Origin of the sequence: Chryseomicrobium aureum (assembly GCF_043182735.1) — a bacterium.
Lineage (GTDB): Bacteria > Bacillota > Bacilli > Bacillales_A > Planococcaceae > Chryseomicrobium > Chryseomicrobium aureum.
The window spans coordinates 1,408,318-1,426,231 of sequence record NZ_CP171117.1; the positions used below are offsets into that span (position 1 = coordinate 1,408,318).

General features: G+C 40.6%; 16 protein-coding genes. 2 read left to right on the plus strand and 14 right to left on the minus strand.

The annotated features are described in order from the left end of the window. Positions 1-88: 88 nt before the first annotated feature. The 5 genes from ACF3OH_RS07435 to ACF3OH_RS07455 all read right to left on the minus strand — a co-directional run bounded on the left by ACF3OH_RS07435 (position 89) and on the right by ACF3OH_RS07455 (position 4,400). Complete coding sequence (locus tag ACF3OH_RS07435; protein WP_392453895.1) at positions 89-502, minus strand: Fur family transcriptional regulator; 414 nt, start codon at positions 500-502, stop codon at positions 89-91. Beyond that, the gene (locus ACF3OH_RS07440) at positions 499-1,341 is read right to left on the minus strand and encodes a metal ABC transporter permease (protein ID WP_392453896.1); all 843 of its coding nucleotides are present in this window, start codon (positions 1,339-1,341) and stop codon (positions 499-501) included. The genes ACF3OH_RS07435 and ACF3OH_RS07440 overlap by 4 nt, the downstream gene beginning before the upstream one ends. After that, entirely contained in the window at positions 1,334-2,101 is a 768-nt protein-coding gene (locus ACF3OH_RS07445) for a metal ABC transporter ATP-binding protein (protein ID WP_392453897.1), read from the minus strand. Before ACF3OH_RS07445 ends, ACF3OH_RS07440 begins: the two co-directional genes overlap by 8 nt. 104 nt (positions 2,102-2,205) lie before the next feature. Beyond that, positions 2,206-3,090 (minus strand): deoxyribonuclease IV, encoded by an 885-nt coding sequence (locus ACF3OH_RS07450; protein WP_392453898.1) that lies wholly within the window; start codon positions 3,088-3,090, stop codon positions 2,206-2,208. An 11-nt stretch (positions 3,091-3,101) separates the two neighbouring features. Then, on the minus strand, positions 3,102-4,400 hold the full coding sequence (locus ACF3OH_RS07455; protein WP_392453899.1) for a DEAD/DEAH box helicase: 1,299 nt from the start codon (positions 4,398-4,400) through the stop codon (positions 3,102-3,104). A gap of 98 nt (positions 4,401-4,498) precedes the next feature. Here ACF3OH_RS07455 and ACF3OH_RS07460 point away from each other — a divergent pair, with 98 nt between their 5' ends. Further along, positions 4,499-4,732, plus strand: a complete 234-nt coding sequence (locus ACF3OH_RS07460; protein WP_392453900.1) for a hypothetical protein — start codon at positions 4,499-4,501, stop codon at positions 4,730-4,732. Between the two features lie 69 nt (positions 4,733-4,801). Further along, entirely contained in the window at positions 4,802-5,776 is a 975-nt protein-coding gene (locus ACF3OH_RS07465; RefSeq protein WP_204591890.1) for a 4-hydroxy-3-methylbut-2-enyl diphosphate reductase, read from the plus strand. 449 nt (positions 5,777-6,225) lie between these two features. Here the strand turns inward: ACF3OH_RS07465 and ACF3OH_RS07470 are convergent, their stop codons facing one another. From ACF3OH_RS07470 to dnaG, 9 genes are all read right to left on the minus strand, one after another. Continuing rightward, positions 6,226-7,332 (minus strand): Nif3-like dinuclear metal center hexameric protein, encoded by a 1,107-nt coding sequence (locus ACF3OH_RS07470; RefSeq protein ID WP_392453901.1) that lies wholly within the window; start codon positions 7,330-7,332, stop codon positions 6,226-6,228. Continuing rightward, positions 7,329-8,021, minus strand: coding sequence for a tRNA (adenine(22)-N(1))-methyltransferase (locus ACF3OH_RS07475; protein WP_392453902.1), 693 nt, complete (start codon positions 8,019-8,021; stop codon positions 7,329-7,331). Before ACF3OH_RS07475 ends, ACF3OH_RS07470 begins: the two co-directional genes overlap by 4 nt. Positions 8,022-8,115: 94 nt before the next feature. Then, positions 8,116-8,493 carry a cytochrome c550 gene (gene cccA, locus ACF3OH_RS07480; protein ID WP_204591884.1) on the minus strand — a complete coding sequence of 126 codons (378 nt, stop codon included), beginning with the start codon at positions 8,491-8,493 and terminating at the stop codon, positions 8,116-8,118. Between the two features lie 131 nt (positions 8,494-8,624). Further along, positions 8,625-9,764, minus strand: a complete 1,140-nt coding sequence (locus ACF3OH_RS07485; RefSeq protein ID WP_204591882.1) for an acyl-CoA dehydrogenase — start codon at positions 9,762-9,764, stop codon at positions 8,625-8,627. A gap of 490 nt (positions 9,765-10,254) precedes the next feature. After that, positions 10,255-11,577: an ISL3 family transposase gene (locus ACF3OH_RS07490; RefSeq protein WP_392453903.1), complete on the minus strand. Its 1,323-nt coding sequence runs from the start codon at positions 11,575-11,577 to the stop codon at positions 10,255-10,257. A 241-nt stretch (positions 11,578-11,818) separates the two neighbouring features. Beyond that, on the minus strand, positions 11,819-13,459 hold the full coding sequence (merA, locus tag ACF3OH_RS07495) for a mercury(II) reductase (protein WP_392453904.1): 1,641 nt from the start codon (positions 13,457-13,459) through the stop codon (positions 11,819-11,821). Between the two features lie 24 nt (positions 13,460-13,483). Then, positions 13,484-13,876: an Hg(II)-responsive transcriptional regulator gene (gene merR, locus ACF3OH_RS07500; RefSeq protein WP_392453905.1), complete on the minus strand. Its 393-nt coding sequence runs from the start codon at positions 13,874-13,876 to the stop codon at positions 13,484-13,486. 887 nt (positions 13,877-14,763) lie between these two features. Then, positions 14,764-15,888, minus strand: coding sequence for an RNA polymerase sigma factor RpoD (gene rpoD / locus ACF3OH_RS07505; protein ID WP_392453906.1), 1,125 nt, complete (start codon positions 15,886-15,888; stop codon positions 14,764-14,766). Between the two features lie 31 nt (positions 15,889-15,919). Further along, a complete protein-coding gene (gene dnaG / locus ACF3OH_RS07510) occupies positions 15,920-17,737 on the minus strand; it encodes a DNA primase (protein ID WP_392453907.1) in 1,818 nt (605 codons plus the stop codon). Positions 17,738-17,914: the final 177 nt, after the last annotated feature.

The following is a 17,914-nucleotide window of genomic DNA, read 5'->3' on the forward strand; positions in this document are numbered from 1 at the left end:
AGCAAATAAAGTTGAGTGCAGTGGAACTCAACGTCATAGCAGGCACATCTTGTTTACTCGAAGTTTTTGAAGCCGCGGTCTGCACATTTTATAGTTGGCATTCTGGACATTTCCCATAAACCTCTAATTTATGGTTTTCAATGGCATATCCAGGAATTTCTTGCTTGATAGAGTCTATTGGACAAATTGCAATTTGTTTCGTGTCCCCGCACTCCATACATATAAAATGATGGTGATGATGATCCACGTCACAATGCATTCGGAAATGTTTCTCTCCAGAAAGCTCTGTCTCTTCTAAGATTCCTAACTCTACAAATGTATGCAAGTTGCGATAAATCGTATCAAAGCTCATAGATGGATAATCTGCACGCAGTTCTGTGGCTACATTTTTAGCCGTCACATATTTATCTGTTTTCGTTAAAAGTTCCACAAGGCGCTCTCGTTTATCTGTCCGTTTAAAACCATTTTCTTTCAATATTCCCCATGCTTTTCTTTCATTCATACTACTCTCCCCTTCCGATTCGAAACAATTGCAATGACAATAAGTAAAATCAAAATAGATGTCAACACAATCGTTGCGCCTGGAGCTAGGTCCAAATAAAAGGCAGTCACAAGACCAATTAATACTGCCGACTGGCCAAACAATAACGACCAAAGTATGGCACTTTTAAAACTTTTCGCAATCCGCATTGCAGCTGCTACCGGTAAAGTCATTAGTGAAGACACTAAGAGAATTCCTACAATGCGCATTGAAGCAGCAATAACTAAAGCTGTAACAATCATGAACATAAAGTGAATCCATTTTGCGGGAAGACCTACAGCAGATGCATACTCGTCATCAAATGATAATACAAATAGTTCTTTAAAGAATGCAAGCAAGAATAGTACAACAATTGCTGTAACGGCGATAACAATCATCATATCTTGATAGCTCACCGCAGATACCGAACCAAATAAATACGAAAATAGATCTGTTCGGAAGCCATCCGCAAGTGAAATAAATAAAGCAGCTAAACCAAGTCCTGCAGACATGATAATGGGTATAGCGAGTTCTTGGTAGTGTTTATAAAGAGAACGTAATTTCTCAATTAAGGTTGACCCTGCCACAGCTGACGCCATTCCGAGATACAACGGATTAAGCAACGCCAGGGCTGGCACAGTTTGACTCAAAAATAAGCTACCCGCGATTCCTGCAAGGGTCACATGGCTCAGTGCATCTGCAATGAGCGAAAGACGACGTACCACTATAAACACACCTAGTAGAGGCGCCATAATCCCAATTAATATTCCTGAGATAAATGCTTGTCGTAAAAAATCATACGTAAGGATTGCTTCAATCATGGGTATGGCCGCCCCCGTGTGTCACACGTCGGACAGGATGGCCGTACCATTTCTCAAGCTGTTCATCGGAAAGCATTGCCATATCTTTTTGATAGCCATGAAAATGAATCGTGCGGTTCAAACAAGCCACGTGTGAAATACTTTTAGAGACGGCATCGACATCATGCGTTATTAAAATGATTGTAATTCCATGATGCGTATTCAAATGCGTTAACATGCGATAGAACGATTGCATGTTCTGTTGATCAATTCCTACAGTTGGTTCATCAAGCAATAATATCTTAGGCTTGCTAATTAACGCCCTAGCAATAAACACACGCTGCTGCTGTCCCCCAGATAAAGCACTTATTGGGCGATCAGTATACGCTTGCATACCGACAGAAATCAAGGCTTCTTTCACTTGGTCTGCTACATTTTTTGGATACCTATGAAATAAACCTGATTTTTTTGCAAGACCACTTCGGACTACTTCAAAAACTGTAGCAGGAAAACCACTATTAAAGCTATTGGATTTTTGAGAGACGTAACCGATGCAAGCACGATCCTTAAAATCTTGCACAGGCTTTCCAAATAAATGGACTTCCCCTTTCATAGGACGAAGGAGGCCTAGAATTATTTTCATTAACGTCGATTTCCCTGAACCATTCGGGCCAATGATCGCTAAAAAGTCTCCTTCATTGATTGTGAGCGAGACATCTTGTAGAGCTTCCGTTTTATCATAGTAGAAACTCACATTATTCATTTCTATATATGGAGTCATAGACGACACTTCTTTCTAACTAATAATCATTCCGATTTACACTTGATTTAGTATACTGGAAGTAAAATTGAATGTAAATAAAAAAAGACCGCCAATTGGCGATCTTACATAAGCGCATTTAATGCATCCGGATTAAATTTACCAGATTTCAACATCTCAATTTCGATTGCATACGGTGCTTTTTTTGATTTTGCATCGACACCAACAAAAGGTGTTTCTAAGATTTTGGGAAGTGCTGCAAGTTGTGGATGATGAATCACATAATGCAGTGCTTCAAATCCAATTTCACCATGACCAATATTGGCATGGCGGTCCTTCGCTGCGCCCTGTACATTTTTCGAGTCATTGACATGAATGACTTTTAGTCGATCAAGCCCAACAATTTTATCAAATTCATTTAATACACCATCGAAATCTTCTCGAACATTGTAGCCTGCGTCGTGAACGTGACAGGTGTCCATACAAACAGATAAACGTTCGTTATGTGTAACACCCTCCATAATCATCGCAATCTCTTCAAATGTTCGACCGATTTCAGACCCTTTTCCTGCCATTGTCTCAAGAGCAATCTGGACATCACCTTTTGTCTCAAGCACTGTATTTAAGCCTTCAACAATACGCGCTACGCCCGCTTCTACACCAGCGCCCACGTGTGCACCTGGGTGGAGAACAATCTGTTTTGAGCCAAGCGCGTGTGTGCGTTCAATCTCACTTTGCAAAAAGTCTACACCAAGTGCGAATGTTTCGGGTTTTGTTGTGTTGCCTAAATTGATGATATACGGAGCATGAACGACAATATTGGACATACCATTCGCTGCCATATGCGCAAGGCCAGCTTCGATATTTAATTCTTCGATTGGCTTTCTTCGAGTGTTTTGAGGTGCCCCTGTATAAATCATAAATGTCGATGAGCCATAACTTCGTGCTTCTTCACTCGCACCTTCAAGCATTTTCTTGCCACTCATTGAAACATGTGACCCTAGTAACATTGTTCATCCCCCTAGCGTTTGCGGTTACGAATTTTGCGTTCTCTCTTTTTCACTTTGTCCATTTCCCATTTCATGTTGCGTTTGTATCCAGGTTTTACTTTTTTCGGTTTACGGACAAGTGCTTTTGCTTTCGCATCTATTTCATTGTCTACTTTTTGACGATTCTTACGAGCATGGCGGTCTTTCAACTCGACCCATTCATCATTTTTGATATCAACATGCTTAAATGTGATTCCCATTTTTTCAATGCGGTTTAGCGCATCCTCATCTTCTGGTTGGTACAAGATAATGGCTTGTCCTTCAAGTCCAGCACGTGCTGTACGACCAACACGGTGTATGAAGAACTCAAGATCACTTGGAATTTCTAAGTTGATCACATGTGATACACCTGGAATATCAATCCCACGTGCTGCTAAATCTGTTGCTACAATGTACTGATACTCCAAATCATGAACACTCTGCATCATTTTTTTTCGTTCACGTGGAGAAATATCACCGTGAAGTAAGCCGACTTTGTAGCCATTTTCATTTAAATGTTGCGCTACTTTGTCTGCGTATTTCTTTGTGTTGACGAAAAGAATTGCGAGATACGGATTAATAACTTCTAACACTTCGACCAAACGGTTCTTTTTAGATTTACCGCGCACAGGTACCGCTAAAAACTCAATGCCTTCTGCTACAGGTTTTTTATCATTGATGTTGATATGTTCAGGTGACGCCATATACTTTTTCAAGAACGGTTGCAATTTCTCTGGAATGGTTGCCGAGAAAACGTACATCTTTAAATCTTCTGGCATCTTCCCTGCAAATTGATCGATATCTGTGATGAAGCCTAAATCAAAAGCAAGATCTGCTTCATCGATAACTAGAGTAGACGCCGTATGCACGTGTAAAGCACCTTCAACCATCAAGTCCTTAATTCGACCTGGTGTACCGACCACAATATGCGGTTGTGTTGTCAGTTTTGAAATTGCACGGGCTTTATCTGTACCACCGATAAATAACTTCGATTGGATATCTGAGTGCTCAATCAGTTGCTGAAGTGCCTTGTGAATTTGCGTGGCAAGTTCACGTGTTGGAGACGTAATAATAGCTTGCACTTCTTGTTTGTCCGTGTTGATTTGTTCCACGATTGGCAAAAGGAAGCTGTGCGTCTTGCCAGTCCCTGTGTGAGACTGCCCAATGGCACTTTTCCCTTTCATAATGAGTGGGATCATTTTTTGTTGAATCGGTGTTGGTTTGTCAAATTTCAAGTCATTGATGGCATCCATCAAAAATGGCTGGAAATTATAGTCGCTAAATTTGGACATAGCTGTCCCTCCTATCCGGTTACTACCTTCGTTTATTGTACCATGTCTTTAACGTCTTTCCCTATCATTCATATACTAACTATGAAAGGAGTGACCGAGTGAAGTACAAAGAATTTTATCCATTCGAATTAACTCAAGCCACAAAAAAAACAGATAACCTGATGGAATGGCTGCAAGTTGCTCATCAACTTGCCCCGCTCATTAAACAGGTTAGTCCGTTGCTTCAACAGTTCATAATGCTAGTTAGCCTGCTCCAGGGAATCTCTTCCCCGATACCGCAGGAACGAAAAAATACACACTCTCGTGATTCTACAGTATTTATGCCAAAATAGCTATACTTTGCTACGACACCATTCCTTCGTTATAATGAATGTAGTATGTGTTGTGAAAGGAGTTTCTCCATGAAAGTAAAAAAAATCTCACCCCGCGGCTATTGTTATGGTGTCGTCGATGCGATGGTCATCGCGCGAAATGCTGCACTAGATACAAGTTTGCCACGACCAATATATATCTTAGGAATGATTGTTCATAATAAACATGTGACAGATGCGTTCGAAGAAGATGGGATCATTACACTTGATGGTCCAAATCGTCTCGAGATTCTTCGTCAAGTAGAATCGGGGACAGTTATTTTCACGGCTCACGGAGTGTCCCCGCAAGTGCGTGAACTGGCAAAGCAAAAAGGCTTAGTGTCTATTGATGCGACATGCCCAGACGTAACGGTGACGCACGATTTGATTGCTGAGAAAACAGTGGAAGGGTATGACATTCTCTACATCGGGAAAAAAGGACACCCAGAACCTGAAGGCGCGATTGGGGTTGCACCTGATCACGTGCATTTGATTGAAAAGTTGGAAGACGTCGATAATCTTACATTAACAAATGAAAAACTTTTAGTAACGAACCAAACAACAATGTCTCAGTGGGACGTTGTAAAGTTAATGGATGCATTAAAAGCTAAATTTCCAACTATTGAAGTGCATAAAGAAATTTGTTTAGCTACTCAGGTTCGCCAAGAGGCTGTTGCTGAACAAGCGGGCGACACAGAATTATTAATTGTTGTTGGGGATCCAATGAGTAACAACTCAAATCGTCTAACACAAGTATCAGAAGAAATTGCAGATACGCCATCGTACCGTATTGGAGATATTTCTGAATTAAAGTTAGAATGGTTAGAGGGTGTTGAAACGGTTTCTGTTACTGCAGGTGCTTCTACCCCTACACCTATCGTAAAAGAGGTCATTCAGTTTTTAGAAAAGTATGACCCCGCAGATCCATCGACACATGATACTACGAAAAAAGTAGCAAATGATAAAATTTTACCGAAAATTAAAGTTCCAAAACCAGTAATACGTATCGAACCATACGCTAACTAATCAAAAAACAGCAGTATCCCCTTTTGAATTTATTCAAGAGAGGATACTGCTTTTGTTTTTGTCGCATAATTTAGTTTCCATAATATTATTATTTTTCTAGGTACCTGTCCCAAACACTATTCTGACATCCATGACTATTCACTAAATATGCACTTAGAAGCCGCATTCCTCCGTTATGTTCTCGATATTTATAAATTGTATTGGAATTGTTTGGGTACCAGGTACCTTTTGGAAAAAATTTGATACGTGTGATGATTGCTAGTTTAATTTATATGTCAAAGCCCGGAAGCTAGGACGTTATTTCCCGGGCTATTTGAGTTTTCGCGAGACCCGGCAACGAAGATGAAAGTGCTCTTCTTTCAGCTTACGTGGGGAGGCTCGGGGAAACTCACCCAGGAAATGACGTTCTAGTTGTAGGGCTTTTCAAGTTCTAATGGCGTTCTGTATTTTTAGACTAGCTTAAACGGTTCAGTAGAAATGGTAGAAGCAATGAATTCTGGCGCTTTCTTTTCGTTTTTTAGAAGCTCCGTCATGTAATCAACAGTCCCCTGCTTCATAATTGCTTCGACATGATGTCCCGGATCCACAATCGACAAGCCGATTGTCTCCGCATCCTGCGCTGTGTGGAAATACATATCCCCCGTAACAAGTACATCCGCACCTGCACGTTTCGCATCATAAATATACTTATTGCCGTCTCCACCAATCACAGCTATTTTTGTAACTGACTTTGAAAAATCTCCCGTCACTCGAACAAACGGGACGCCGAGTTTCTGTTTGACGTAACTGGCAAATTGCTCTAGGTTCATGTCATGAACTCGCCCGATTCGGCCAAGACCATGTTCGTTTGCTTCAATGTCTAATGTATAGATATCATATGCCACCTCTTCATAGGGATGGGCATTCAACATTGCTTTTACTACACGTGCTTTTTTAGATGTTGGAAAGACGACTTCAATTTTCTCCTCATCGACAAGTTCCAACTTACCAATCTCTCCTATAAACGGGTCTGCTCCTTCCGCTGGACGAAAACGACCTTGACCTTTCATTGAATACGATACGTGTTCATAGTCTCCAATTTCTCCTGCCCCAGCGCCCGCTAACGCTTGACGCATAGCATCTGCATGAGTTTCTGGAATGAAAACAGCTAATTTCATAACCCGCTCCGAGTACGTTTCAGTCAGTATTTCGATATCTTCAAGTTCTAAAGCTTGTGCGAGCATATCGTTCACACCACCTGCTGCGATATCTAAATTGGTATGTGCAGCATAGACCGCGATGTCATGCTTGATACATTTCTCAATCATAGCGCCAACTGGTGTAGATGTATCGACAGCCTTTAGCTTTCGAAAGATCGGAGGATGGTGCGCAATGATTAACTCGCAGTGATTGTCAATTGCTTCTTGAATGACTGCAGGTGTGACATCAAGAGTAACCAAAACACGAGAAATCTCTTTGTTTAACGTTCCAATATGCAAACCAATGGGATCTCCCTCCATGGCGAGGGTTGGTTTTGCCCATCTTTCGAATAATTCAATGACTCTGTGTCCATTCATTGAAGTGCCTCCTCTACGAGTTTGATCTTCCATTCAAGCTCTTGTCGTTTTTCAGCTAGTTCCGGACGGTCTGAATCAGGGAGATTTTGCAAGATCCGTTTCCACTCTGTAGATTCTCTAGTCCATTTTTTCGTGAAAGTTGCAGATTTTTCGTGCATCAATAGTGGACCTAGCAAACGTTCTTGATCCGTCAAATTCATAGTCCCTTTTTCAAGTACCAGTAGTTCATAAATTTTTTGATTCTCTTCTAAAATCTCTTCGTGAATGAGTTTCCACCCGTTTTGTTCTGCCCACTCGCGTATAGCAAGTGCATGAACATTCGGCTGTAAGATTAAGCGTTCAGCTAGATTCGCTTTAATTTTCCCACGCTCTACTATTTTGGCAATGAGTGGACCGCCCATGCCAGCAATTGAAATCGTTGAGATATGGTCTTCTGCACGAATGACATCTAACCCATCTCCCATCCGGACTTCAATTATGTCTGTAAGACCTTCTGTTCTCACTTGACGTTCTGCGGATTGAAATGGCCCTTTGACGACTTCTCCAGCAATCGCAAATTCAATTCGTTGCTGCTTGGCTAAATAACATGGTAGATATGCATGGTCACTACCAATGTCTGCAAGACGTGCATTCTTAGGTACATGCTCTCCTACTCGTTTCAAACGTTCTGATAATTGTTCACTGTTCATATTTAACACCTCATATGTAGTATACCGATTTCAACAAAGAGAAGAAAGCAAAGAAAAAAGCCCCACTCTATATAGAGTGAGACCTTCTAGCTTACTATTCTAACGATTTAACCCATGCAGCCATCTCTTCGATGTTTTCAGCAGGAACTAATCCGCCTGGCATTGCACCTTTACCATTAGCAAGGATGTCAGCGATTTCTTCTTCAGATAAAGCTGATCCTTTAATACCTGGGAATGCGCCTTGGCCTTCATAGCTGCTTCCGTGACAGCTGATACATTTTTGCTGAGCTAGAACTTCAGGGTCGAATTCACCTGCAGATGCTCCTTCGCCACCTTCAGTTGACTCTGTACCCTCTTCGCCAGATTCAGCTATTTCTGCTTGGTTTCCAACACCCTGAACAGAAAGGAAGAAAATAAGTCCGATCCCGAAAAGCATGATTAAAATGTACGGAACGATTGGATTCTTTGTCATCAATAACCCTCCCTCTTGGTCACACTATCACTAATAACATTAGTCAACATCATTATTGTACTCCATTCACGAAAAAACGAAAAGAGAAATAAGGCAAGTTTTGTTGCATTGTGACAAATTCGACAAATCTATCAGCACCCGATATGACGCGCAATGACCATTCGTTGAACCTCTGAAGTTCCTTCACCGATTTCAAGTAATTTCGCGTCACGCATGAATCGCTCGACCTCATATTCTTTCATATAGCCATAACCACCATGGATTTGAATAGCCTCATCTGCAACTTCCATCGCAATCTCAGAAGCATATAGTTTACACATCGCCGCCTCTTTTCCGAATGGTCGTCCTTGATCTTTTAACCAAGCTGCTTTATAGACCATTGTGCGTGCAAGTTCAATTTTCATCGCCATATCTGCTAATTTGAACTGTGTGATTTGGAATTCAGATAGAGACTTGCCAAATTGTTTACGCTCTTTTGAATAACGAAGCGCTTTATCAAATGCCGCTTGTGCAATCCCAACAGCCATTGCTCCGATTCCGATACGACCGCCGTCGAGTGTTGTTAGGAACTGGCGGAAGCCGTTTCCTTGAACACCCAATAGGTTTTCTTTTGGAACACGGACGTTTTCAAATACTAGTTCAGTTGTATTGGAAGCGTTGAGGCCCATTTTCTCGTAGTTATCGATGATTGTGAAGCCTTCAGCGTCAGTTGGCACTATGATAGCAGAAATCTCTTTACGGCCGTCATGCGTCCCTGTAATGGCTGTGATAGCCAAGTGTTTGGCGTGACTAGCATTCGTAATGTATACTTTGCTTCCATTAATTACCCATTCGTCTCCTTCAAGTTTTGCAGTGGTTTGTGTACCACCCGCATCTGATCCAGCATTTGGTTCTGTTAAGCCAAATGCACCGAATGATTCTCCAGAACAAATAGGTGCAAGATAGTTTTGTTTTTGTTCTTCTGTTCCAAATAGATGAAGTGGCGCACCACCTAATGAAATATGCGCGGAGTATGTAATTCCTGTAGAAGCACATGCTCGGCTCAGTTCTTCTGTAACGATTGCAAAGCTGATTGTATCTGCACCAGCACCACCGTATTCTTCGTCGAAAGGTAAGCCCATCATCCCCATGTCGCTTAATTCTTTGAAGATTTCAGTAGGAAATTGTTTCGTTTTATCGCGTTCGATTGCACCCGGTGCGACTTTTTCATTGGCAAAGTCTCGCATCATGTTTTTTAGCATTTGGTGTTCTTGTGTAAGATCAAAATTCATGTTGACATCCCCTTTTTTCTCCCTTAGTAAACGCTTACATGTTTGATTATACAGAACTTTTTGAGGAATTGGCATAAAAATGAATGTGTTTTAATTCACATGCACTTCTAGATGTGGAGCCGACTGTTCAGAAAGATGTACTCAATCTCTGGCGTTACGGTAGTGAGTTCCAGGGGGAGCATACCGGAGCCTCCTCTTGGCATACGAGAAGCTGGCACTTCTCGCCTCCACTGTAATTAGATGTGGAGCCGACTGTTCAGAAATTGTGCAAGATGACAGCGGAGCCCGTGAAGCGCTCTTTGCTTCATGGGATGCGATGGCTTCTTGCGGGATTTCTAGGAGGTGCAACTCGATTCCATTTAGATTAATAGAACGTCACCCCAGGAACTCACTACCTCCACTTGTCGATTGGAGCTGAAGAGTTGACAGTCAGCACTAAAAAGAACTCCCAATAAATAATGGGTATTCGGATTTCATGGTGGAAAAGGGCTTATAAATCACCCTTCTCCAAATTCTTAATAAGTGTGGAAAAATCGACACCAAAGTTGTCTGTAATGTCGTGATCATTCACTTCATACCAATTGAAAGTATCGTATAACATAGCTTTATTGAAAGCACTTGAATTAAATCGTGGCTTACGCTTTTTATGGAGCTTCTCATTGAAAAGGATTTTGGCTCGTAAGGCATCAAACGAGTAACCTCTACCCATTCGCTCTACCTGCCTAATAATGCTGTTAATTGACTCCGTATAAGCGTTAGTGAGCCTTTTATCAAAGTAGTTGAATATTTCGACATGGCAGTTGTCTACGGCTCTCACGAGGTCTTTATATGCGTCTTTAGAGTTACTGGACATACAACGGTGTCTCCATTGACTATAACGAAGACGACCTTCATCTGGATCAGGAGTATCCCATATCCAGTAAAACTCTTCTTTGAGTTCATAGGCTTCTTTTAAAGCAGGAAGATTACCTAACCAAGTATCTAAGAGGAATGATTCACGTTCATTTAGATCGTGTTTACGCTTTAGAAGGATAAACCTTTCACGCATAAGGGTACGTCTTTCTTTTTGGCTCATATGGGCTTTCAAAGACTTTCTGACGTTATCTAAGGCTTGATTAGCCATTCTAACTACATGAAACTTATCTACGACAACTTTAGCGTGTGGAAGGATAGTGTTCACTGCGTCTTTGTAAGGCTTCCACATATCCATTGTGACGTACTCAATATAAGTCCTGTCACTGATTTCTGAAAGACGTTGGATGACTGTTTCCTTGTTACGGTTTGGCTTGATGTCATAAATAGTCCTGCGTTCAATATTAGTCAATACAAGCCGAGGTCTACGGATAATATGTATCTCGTCTATCCCAAGCCACTTAGGAGTTTCAAACTGGTATTCACGTTCTTTGAGTGCCACATAGTCCTTAAAAACGTTCCTAATAGTTTTCTCGTCAACACCAACGCTTTCTGCGACTTCTACAAAGGTCTTAGACATGGATTGCTCTTGAATGGACTTTAAAAGCCTTTTGGTCATACTACGCTTTTCATCTACAGATATTAGGCGTTCCCAGAAGGTAGATCCGCATTCACGACACTTGTATCGTCTACGGTTCAATTGTAAGCCCACTCGCTTTAAGCGAATGGGCAAATCCATAATTAGTTGATTTCTTGAACTGTGTTTGTACAACTTGTCAAAACCACATTCAGGATAACGTTCAGGTGGTCCGACTGCTTCAACTTTAAACATCATATCGGTTTCATTTTCTTGTGGTGGTTCTATTGTTTTAATGTCTGGTAGGGATAATAAGTCTGACATATTGTTCATCCTTTATTACTCTGCGGTGTTAAGGTATCAATTATAGATTTGATGTCGAAATCATCAGTGTTAAATTATTTTTGTGACCACAAATGCACTTAGAAAATCCCTTAAAGCATTTATATAATGGGTGATCGCAAAATAGTGTATGAAATCTTTTGTAGACTTTGCTAAACTACTGCACACCTTTAGTACAGTATTAGCTGGTTCACTTGAATAGGGAGTTGTAAAAAAAGTTCCCTTAGCCTGCACAACAAGATAATTTCGAAACATCTTTATCGAACGTAAGTGCAGCTAATTTTAGCCCTTCAGCCATTGTTAAATATGGTGCTAGGGTTTCTGTTAAATCTTCTATCGTTAAGCCAAATTTAACAGCTAATGATGCTGCATAGATGACATCTCCTGCATTCTCAGATACAATATGAACCCCTAATACTTTTAGTGTTTCTGCATCTGCTACTAGTTTAAATACACCGGTTGTTTCACGGTTTACAATTGCTCTTGGAACAGCATCTAAAGGTAATACAGATGTCTTCACATCATACCCTTTCTCTTTTGCTTGTTCTTCTGTTAAACCAACCGTTGCAACCGTCGGATTCGTAAACGTAACAGCAGGAACTACCGATAAATCTATTTTTTTGTTTAATCCACCGATAGCATTATCAGTAATAATTCCACCTTCATAGGCTGCTACATATACAAATTGCGGTCCTAACGTCACATCTCCTGCTGCATAAATCTTTTCATTACTTGTTTGACCAAAATCATTGATCAGGATTTCATTATTTTTTCCAGTTTCAACACCTGCTGCACTTAAATTTAAAGAATCCGTATTTGGTTTTCTTCCAGTGGCAACAAGTAACTGATCTGATTCAATGACTTCTTTACTGCCATTTACTGTTATGTAAACCTTTTTTATCTCTCCACTTTGTTCAACACGCTCAAAAGTTGCCCCTTTGACAAGGTTTATACCCTGTTCAATTAACGCTTTTTCAACTGACTCTGAAATCTCAGGATCATACTCCTTTAAAAGTCGCTCACTTCTTTGCATAAGCGTTATTTCTGAACCTAAATGATGAAATAGTTGTCCAAGCTCCATTCCAATGTATCCTGAGCCAATTACAGTTAATCGTTTTGGTATTTTCTTTAACTCAAGAAGTGTTGTACTAGTTAAATAGTCCATTTTTTCAAGTCCTGAAACTTGGGGCAACGAAGGCGATGCACCTGTTGCAATTAAAAAGCGTTTTGCAGATAACTTTGCCCCATTGACCTCAACCGTACTAGCATCAACGAATTTTGCTTCACCTTTAATTAAATCAAAATTATATTCATCAATTAAATCCATATATTTTTGATTCCGAAGTTCGCTCACCAATTTATCCTTTTGCGTGATTAAACTAGCTAAATCCACTTCTCCAGCGGATGTTTGTAAACCTTTAAACGGATTGTCTTTTGATAAATGATTGATTTCCCCTGCCCTAAGAAGAGTTTTTGACGGAACACAGCCAATATTCACACAGGTTCCCCCAACCGTTCCACGCTCAATCATTCCAACTTTTGCACCGTATTCTATAGCTTTAATTGCCGAAGAAAAGGCAGCAGCACCAGAACCAATAATAAGAAGGTCATAATCGTCTTCATTAATTAACGCCACGTTTTCTAGTGATGATACTTCTTCAATTTCTCCGGCTTGGTAATTTGCTTCATCAATCGCCTTTATTGCACTTTCAACCTCAATATCATCGGGCAGTTCAAATACTGCTTCACCACGACGAAAATTAGACTCAATATTTTTAGCACCTATCTTTTCAAGTGCTGATTCTACGTGTTTTTCACAACCCGTACAAGTCATTCCTTGAATATTTACCTTAAATTTATTCATAAAAAAGCCCCTTTCGTAAATGTCTCATGTTAATGTTTCTATTATTGGACACGAATGTAATTGCTTTTCATCTGGACATCGTTGTTTTAAGTCGTCTAACATAGTTTCAATTCGTTTTAAATCCTCTATTTGTTTTTGCACTTCCTTTTGTTTTTTAGAAACAAATTCGAACATGTCTTGACAACGAACTTCATCTTTATCTACAACACCAAGTAATTTATAAATCTCGCTTAAAGAAAAACCAAGTTCCTGTATTCGTTTAATAAACCCAACACGCTTAACGTCATCATATGAATATATCCGATAACCAGCTTCCGTTAGGTGAGGTTCTTGTAATAAATTTTTTCTCTCGTAATATCTAATCGTTTCTTTATTAACTCCACATTTATCTGCAAACTCACTAATGCGATAAATCATCTTATTTCACCCCATGAATATTATAAACCGTGTACCATAGTACGCGGTCAAGTAAATTGGACTATTTTATTTTTCCCCAACGTATCACTCGTATGTGATTGATACTTTTATATAATACTATTGATTGTCCTAACATCCCACCAGAAAATCCGATTTAAACACCAGTTGTTTTTAAACTATTAAGAAAGTAATTCCACTATATATTCCGAAGACCCGAAATAAAACACATGTGCTTTTAGATGTGGAGAACGCCACTCAAGAAACTCGATTACTTTAGATGTGGAGCCGACTGTTCAGAAAGATGTACTCAATCTCTGGCGTTACGGTAGTGAGTTCCAGGGGGAGCATACCGGAGCCTCCTCTTGGCATACGAGAAGCTGGCACTTCTCGCCTCCACTGTAATTAGATGTGGAGCCGACTGTTCAGAAATTGTGCAAGATGACAGCGGAGCCCGTGAAGCGCTCTTTGCTTCATGGGATGCGATGGCTTCTTGCGGGATTTCTAGGAGGTGCAACTCGATTCCATTTAGATTAATAGAACGTCACCCCAGGAACTCACTACCTCCACTTGTCGATTGGAGCTGAAGAGTTGACAGTCAGCACTAAAAAGAACTCCCAATAAATAATTAAAGAAATCGAATACAGTGTGCTTTCCATCGAATTACAAGGCTTATCTATATTTGTTGTAAAATCCCGGAAGTCAGGACGTCATTTCCCGGGCCATCTGAGTTTTCCCGAGACCCGGCAACGAAACTGAAAGTGGCCTTCTTTCAGTTTACGTGGGGAGGCTCGGGAAAACTCACCCAGGAAATGGCGTTCTGAGTGTAGGGATTTTCTAGGAAAAAATCGCCAAAAAACCCCTCAACACGGAAGTTGAGGGGCAAGATATTAATCTAAGAAATCTTTTAGACGTTTGCTGCGAGACGGATGACGTAGCTTGCGAAGAGCTTTTGCTTCAATCTGACGAATACGCTCACGCGTAACACCAAATACTTTGCCGACTTCTTCAAGTGTACGTGTACGCCCATCATCTAAACCAAAACGTAATCGTAAGACATTCTCTTCTCGATCTGTTAACGTATCCAGAACATCTTCTAACTGTTCTTTTAACAACTCATAAGCTGCATGGTCTGACGGAGATTGCGCATCTGCATCTTCAATGAAATCCCCAAGGTGGGAATCATCTTCCTCACCGATTGGTGTTTCTAATGAAACAGGCTCCTGAGCAATCTTTAAAATTTCACGCACTTTTTCTGCAGGAAGGTCCATCTCTTCTCCAATTTCTTCTGGAGATGGCTCACGGCCTAAGTCTTGCAGAAGTTGACGCTGCACACGAATCAGTTTGTTGATTGTTTCAACCATGTGTACCGGAATACGGATTGTACGAGCTTGGTCAGCGATTGCACGAGTAATGGCTTGACGAATCCACCATGTTGCATACGTACTGAACTTAAATCCTTTGCGGTGATCAAACTTTTCTACTGCTTTGATTAATCCCATGTTTCCTTCTTGAATTAGATCAAGGAACAACATCCCACGACCAACGTAGCGCTTTGCAATACTAACTACAAGACGTAAGTTCGCTTCTGCAAGACGTTTGCGTGCTTCTTCGTCACCTAATTCGATTCGTTCTGCTAATTCAATTTCTTGCTTAGCGTTTAGAAGTTCGACACGGCCAATTTCTTTTAAATACATACGAACTGGGTCATTAATTTTCACACCAGGAGGAACGCTCAGATCATTTAGATCGAAGGTTTCCGTCGTTTTTTTATTCATTAGCTGATCGAGTTCTTCTTCATCCCCATCTTTTCGGCCAAGCTCAATTCCTTTGCCTTCTAGTTGATCAATGAATTCTTCAATCTGGTCTGACTCGAGTTCAAATGTAGCTAATTTCTCAGCGATGTCCCCGTATGTCAATTCCCCATTTTTCTTACCTAACTCAATCAGTTGCTTTTTTGCTTCATCTAATGACAATTCCAAATCCTCTTTCACCTGATCTGTTTTTTCTGCCATAAGAATTCCTCCTTTACGTGCCTAAATGACATCAGATTTTATGAAGTGTGCGCTTGAGTTCGATCGCTTGTTTTGCAAGATCGAGCGCTTTTGTATAATCTGATAATTTTTCAGCTACTTTTGATTCGTGCATTAAGTGCTCAATACGTTTCTCTACCCGATATTTGCGTAGTTGACGCATACTATCTTCAATTTCCTTTTTGCTACTTTCTGGATCTTTCTCCAGCATAGTGGCAAACATATACACTCGTTTCAACTCTGCATTTTCCGTCACTTCAAGCAATCTTTGAAAATCGCCTTGTGGGTAATTTTCATAGAATGCTAACAGATGAATAAATGCCTCTACGAGTTCATCGTGTACAAACACTTCCATATCTTCTTCTATTCCAAGTGACCTAAGCGCAGTCGGGTCATCTAAAAGATGGGCAAGAAGTAGATATTCGGCTCGACTTGTGGCATCGAGTTTTTGTGTTTTTCTTTCTTGTTTAACCACTTGAGGCGCTTCTCGTGGTGTTTGTTCGGAACGCGCACGTTTTGCGAGCAATTTTCGAAGTTGTTGTTCAATGACGGATTGGTCAATTCCAACTTCGTCCGCTAATTGCTTTGTATAATACGATTGTTCAATGGGTGATGAAAACTTGGCAAGAGCTTCTAACACATTTTCTGTGTAGCGAAGTACATCCGTATCATTTTGAAAGTTGAGTCCTTTTCTGAAATAAAGCATTGTAAATGCCATTTCTGATAGACCATTTTCTTCAACGATTTTAGTGAGTGCATCCTTGCCATTTGTTCGAACAAAATCATCGGGATCTTTTTGATCAGGTAAAACGATTGCGGTGCGCTGGACTTGTTTAGCTTCCGTAGCCGCAAATGCTTTTTTCGTCGCTTCAAACCCCGCTTTATCACCGTCAAAACAAAAGACGAAATTTGTCGACAAACGTTTCAAACGTGTGATGTGATTTTGAGTGAGTGCTGTTCCCATTGTTCCGACAACATGATCGATACCCGATCGTGTGAATGCGATGACATCAAGAAACCCCTCCGCTAAGATGACTTGTTTCTTAAGTCGAATCGACATTCGAGCATTGTGCAAATTGTAAAGCACATCATTTTTTTGAAACAGCTCACTCTCTGGACTATTTAAATACTTGGCTTCATCAGCATCCGAATTCAAAATACGTCCAGAAAACGCAATGACTTGACCTTTTTCATCCATAATTGGAAACATGATACGTCCACGGAAACGATCAAAGTACCGCTCGTTCTGCTCTTGACGAACGACGAGTCCACAAGCCTCCATATCAGAAAGATTATAGTCTCGTTGTTTAAGCAGTGATGTAAGATTGTCCCACCCTGGCAAACTCCAACCGATTTGAAACTTCTTGATGGTCTCTTCATCGATTCCACGCTCATGTAAATAGGCTAAAGCTTGTTCACCTTCCACCGTATTAAGTAAAAGGTGATGATAATAAGATGCAGCGAATGTGTGGGCTGCTTTCCACTTCTCATGAGCAGAGTTTTTAACAGGTTCTCGAGCAGCTCCACTGTCCTCAATTTGAACATCGATTCCGACACGTTCAGCTAAGCGATTAATCGTTTGTTGAAAGCTCAATCCCTCGATATCCATTAAGAAGGTGATGACATTTCCACCCGCACCACACCCAAAACAATGAAAAATTTGTTTTTCTTGTGCTACAGAAAAAGAAGGTGTTTGTTCACCATGAAATGGGCACAGTCCGAAATAGTTTCGTCCACGTTTTGTCAATTGAACATATTCCCCAACAACATCCACAATATCGACGGATGACCGGACTTGTTCAATCACCTCATCATCCACATGCTTAGCCATTTTGGTTCACCTACTCTTTGCTTACTCTATCGTTATTCTACAAGTGATAACGAAAATCCTTCAAAAATCGACATTAATTCTTTAAAACTAGTTAAATTCTAATCACAAAGAATTATTATAAACTAAATCGGGGTCAATCGCTATGGAATAATTTGATTTTGAAACGTATACCGTGAC

Bases quoted from the DNA above. Each gene is read 5' to 3' on its own strand.
- ACF3OH_RS07435 (WP_392453895.1), bottom strand. From the start codon at position 502: ATGAATGAAAGAAAAGCATGGGGAATATTGAAAGAAAATGGTTTTAAA.
- ACF3OH_RS07440 (WP_392453896.1), bottom strand. From the start codon at position 1,341: ATGATTGAAGCAATCCTTACGTATGATTTTTTACGACAAGCATTTATC.
- ACF3OH_RS07445 (WP_392453897.1), bottom strand. From the start codon at position 2,101: ATGACTCCATATATAGAAATGAATAATGTGAGTTTCTACTATGATAAA.
- ACF3OH_RS07450 (WP_392453898.1), bottom strand. From the start codon at position 3,090: ATGTTACTAGGGTCACATGTTTCAATGAGTGGCAAGAAAATGCTTGAA.
- ACF3OH_RS07455 (WP_392453899.1), bottom strand. From the start codon at position 4,400: ATGTCCAAATTTAGCGACTATAATTTCCAGCCATTTTTGATGGATGCC.
- ACF3OH_RS07465 (WP_204591890.1), top strand. From the start codon at position 4,802: ATGAAAGTAAAAAAAATCTCACCCCGCGGCTATTGTTATGGTGTCGTC.
- ACF3OH_RS07470 (WP_392453901.1), bottom strand. From the start codon at position 7,332: ATGAATGGACACAGAGTCATTGAATTATTCGAAAGATGGGCAAAACCA.
- ACF3OH_RS07475 (WP_392453902.1), bottom strand. From the start codon at position 8,021: ATGAACAGTGAACAATTATCAGAACGTTTGAAACGAGTAGGAGAGCAT.
- cccA (WP_204591884.1), bottom strand. From the start codon at position 8,493: ATGACAAAGAATCCAATCGTTCCGTACATTTTAATCATGCTTTTCGGG.
- ACF3OH_RS07485 (WP_204591882.1), bottom strand. From the start codon at position 9,764: ATGAATTTTGATCTTACACAAGAACACCAAATGCTAAAAAACATGATG.
- ACF3OH_RS07490 (WP_392453903.1), bottom strand. From the start codon at position 11,577: ATGTCAGACTTATTATCCCTACCAGACATTAAAACAATAGAACCACCA.
- merA (WP_392453904.1), bottom strand. From the start codon at position 13,459: ATGAATAAATTTAAGGTAAATATTCAAGGAATGACTTGTACGGGTTGT.
- merR (WP_392453905.1), bottom strand. From the start codon at position 13,876: ATGATTTATCGCATTAGTGAGTTTGCAGATAAATGTGGAGTTAATAAA.
- rpoD (WP_392453906.1), bottom strand. From the start codon at position 15,888: ATGGCAGAAAAAACAGATCAGGTGAAAGAGGATTTGGAATTGTCATTA.
- dnaG (WP_392453907.1), bottom strand. From the start codon at position 17,737: ATGGCTAAGCATGTGGATGATGAGGTGATTGAACAAGTCCGGTCATCC.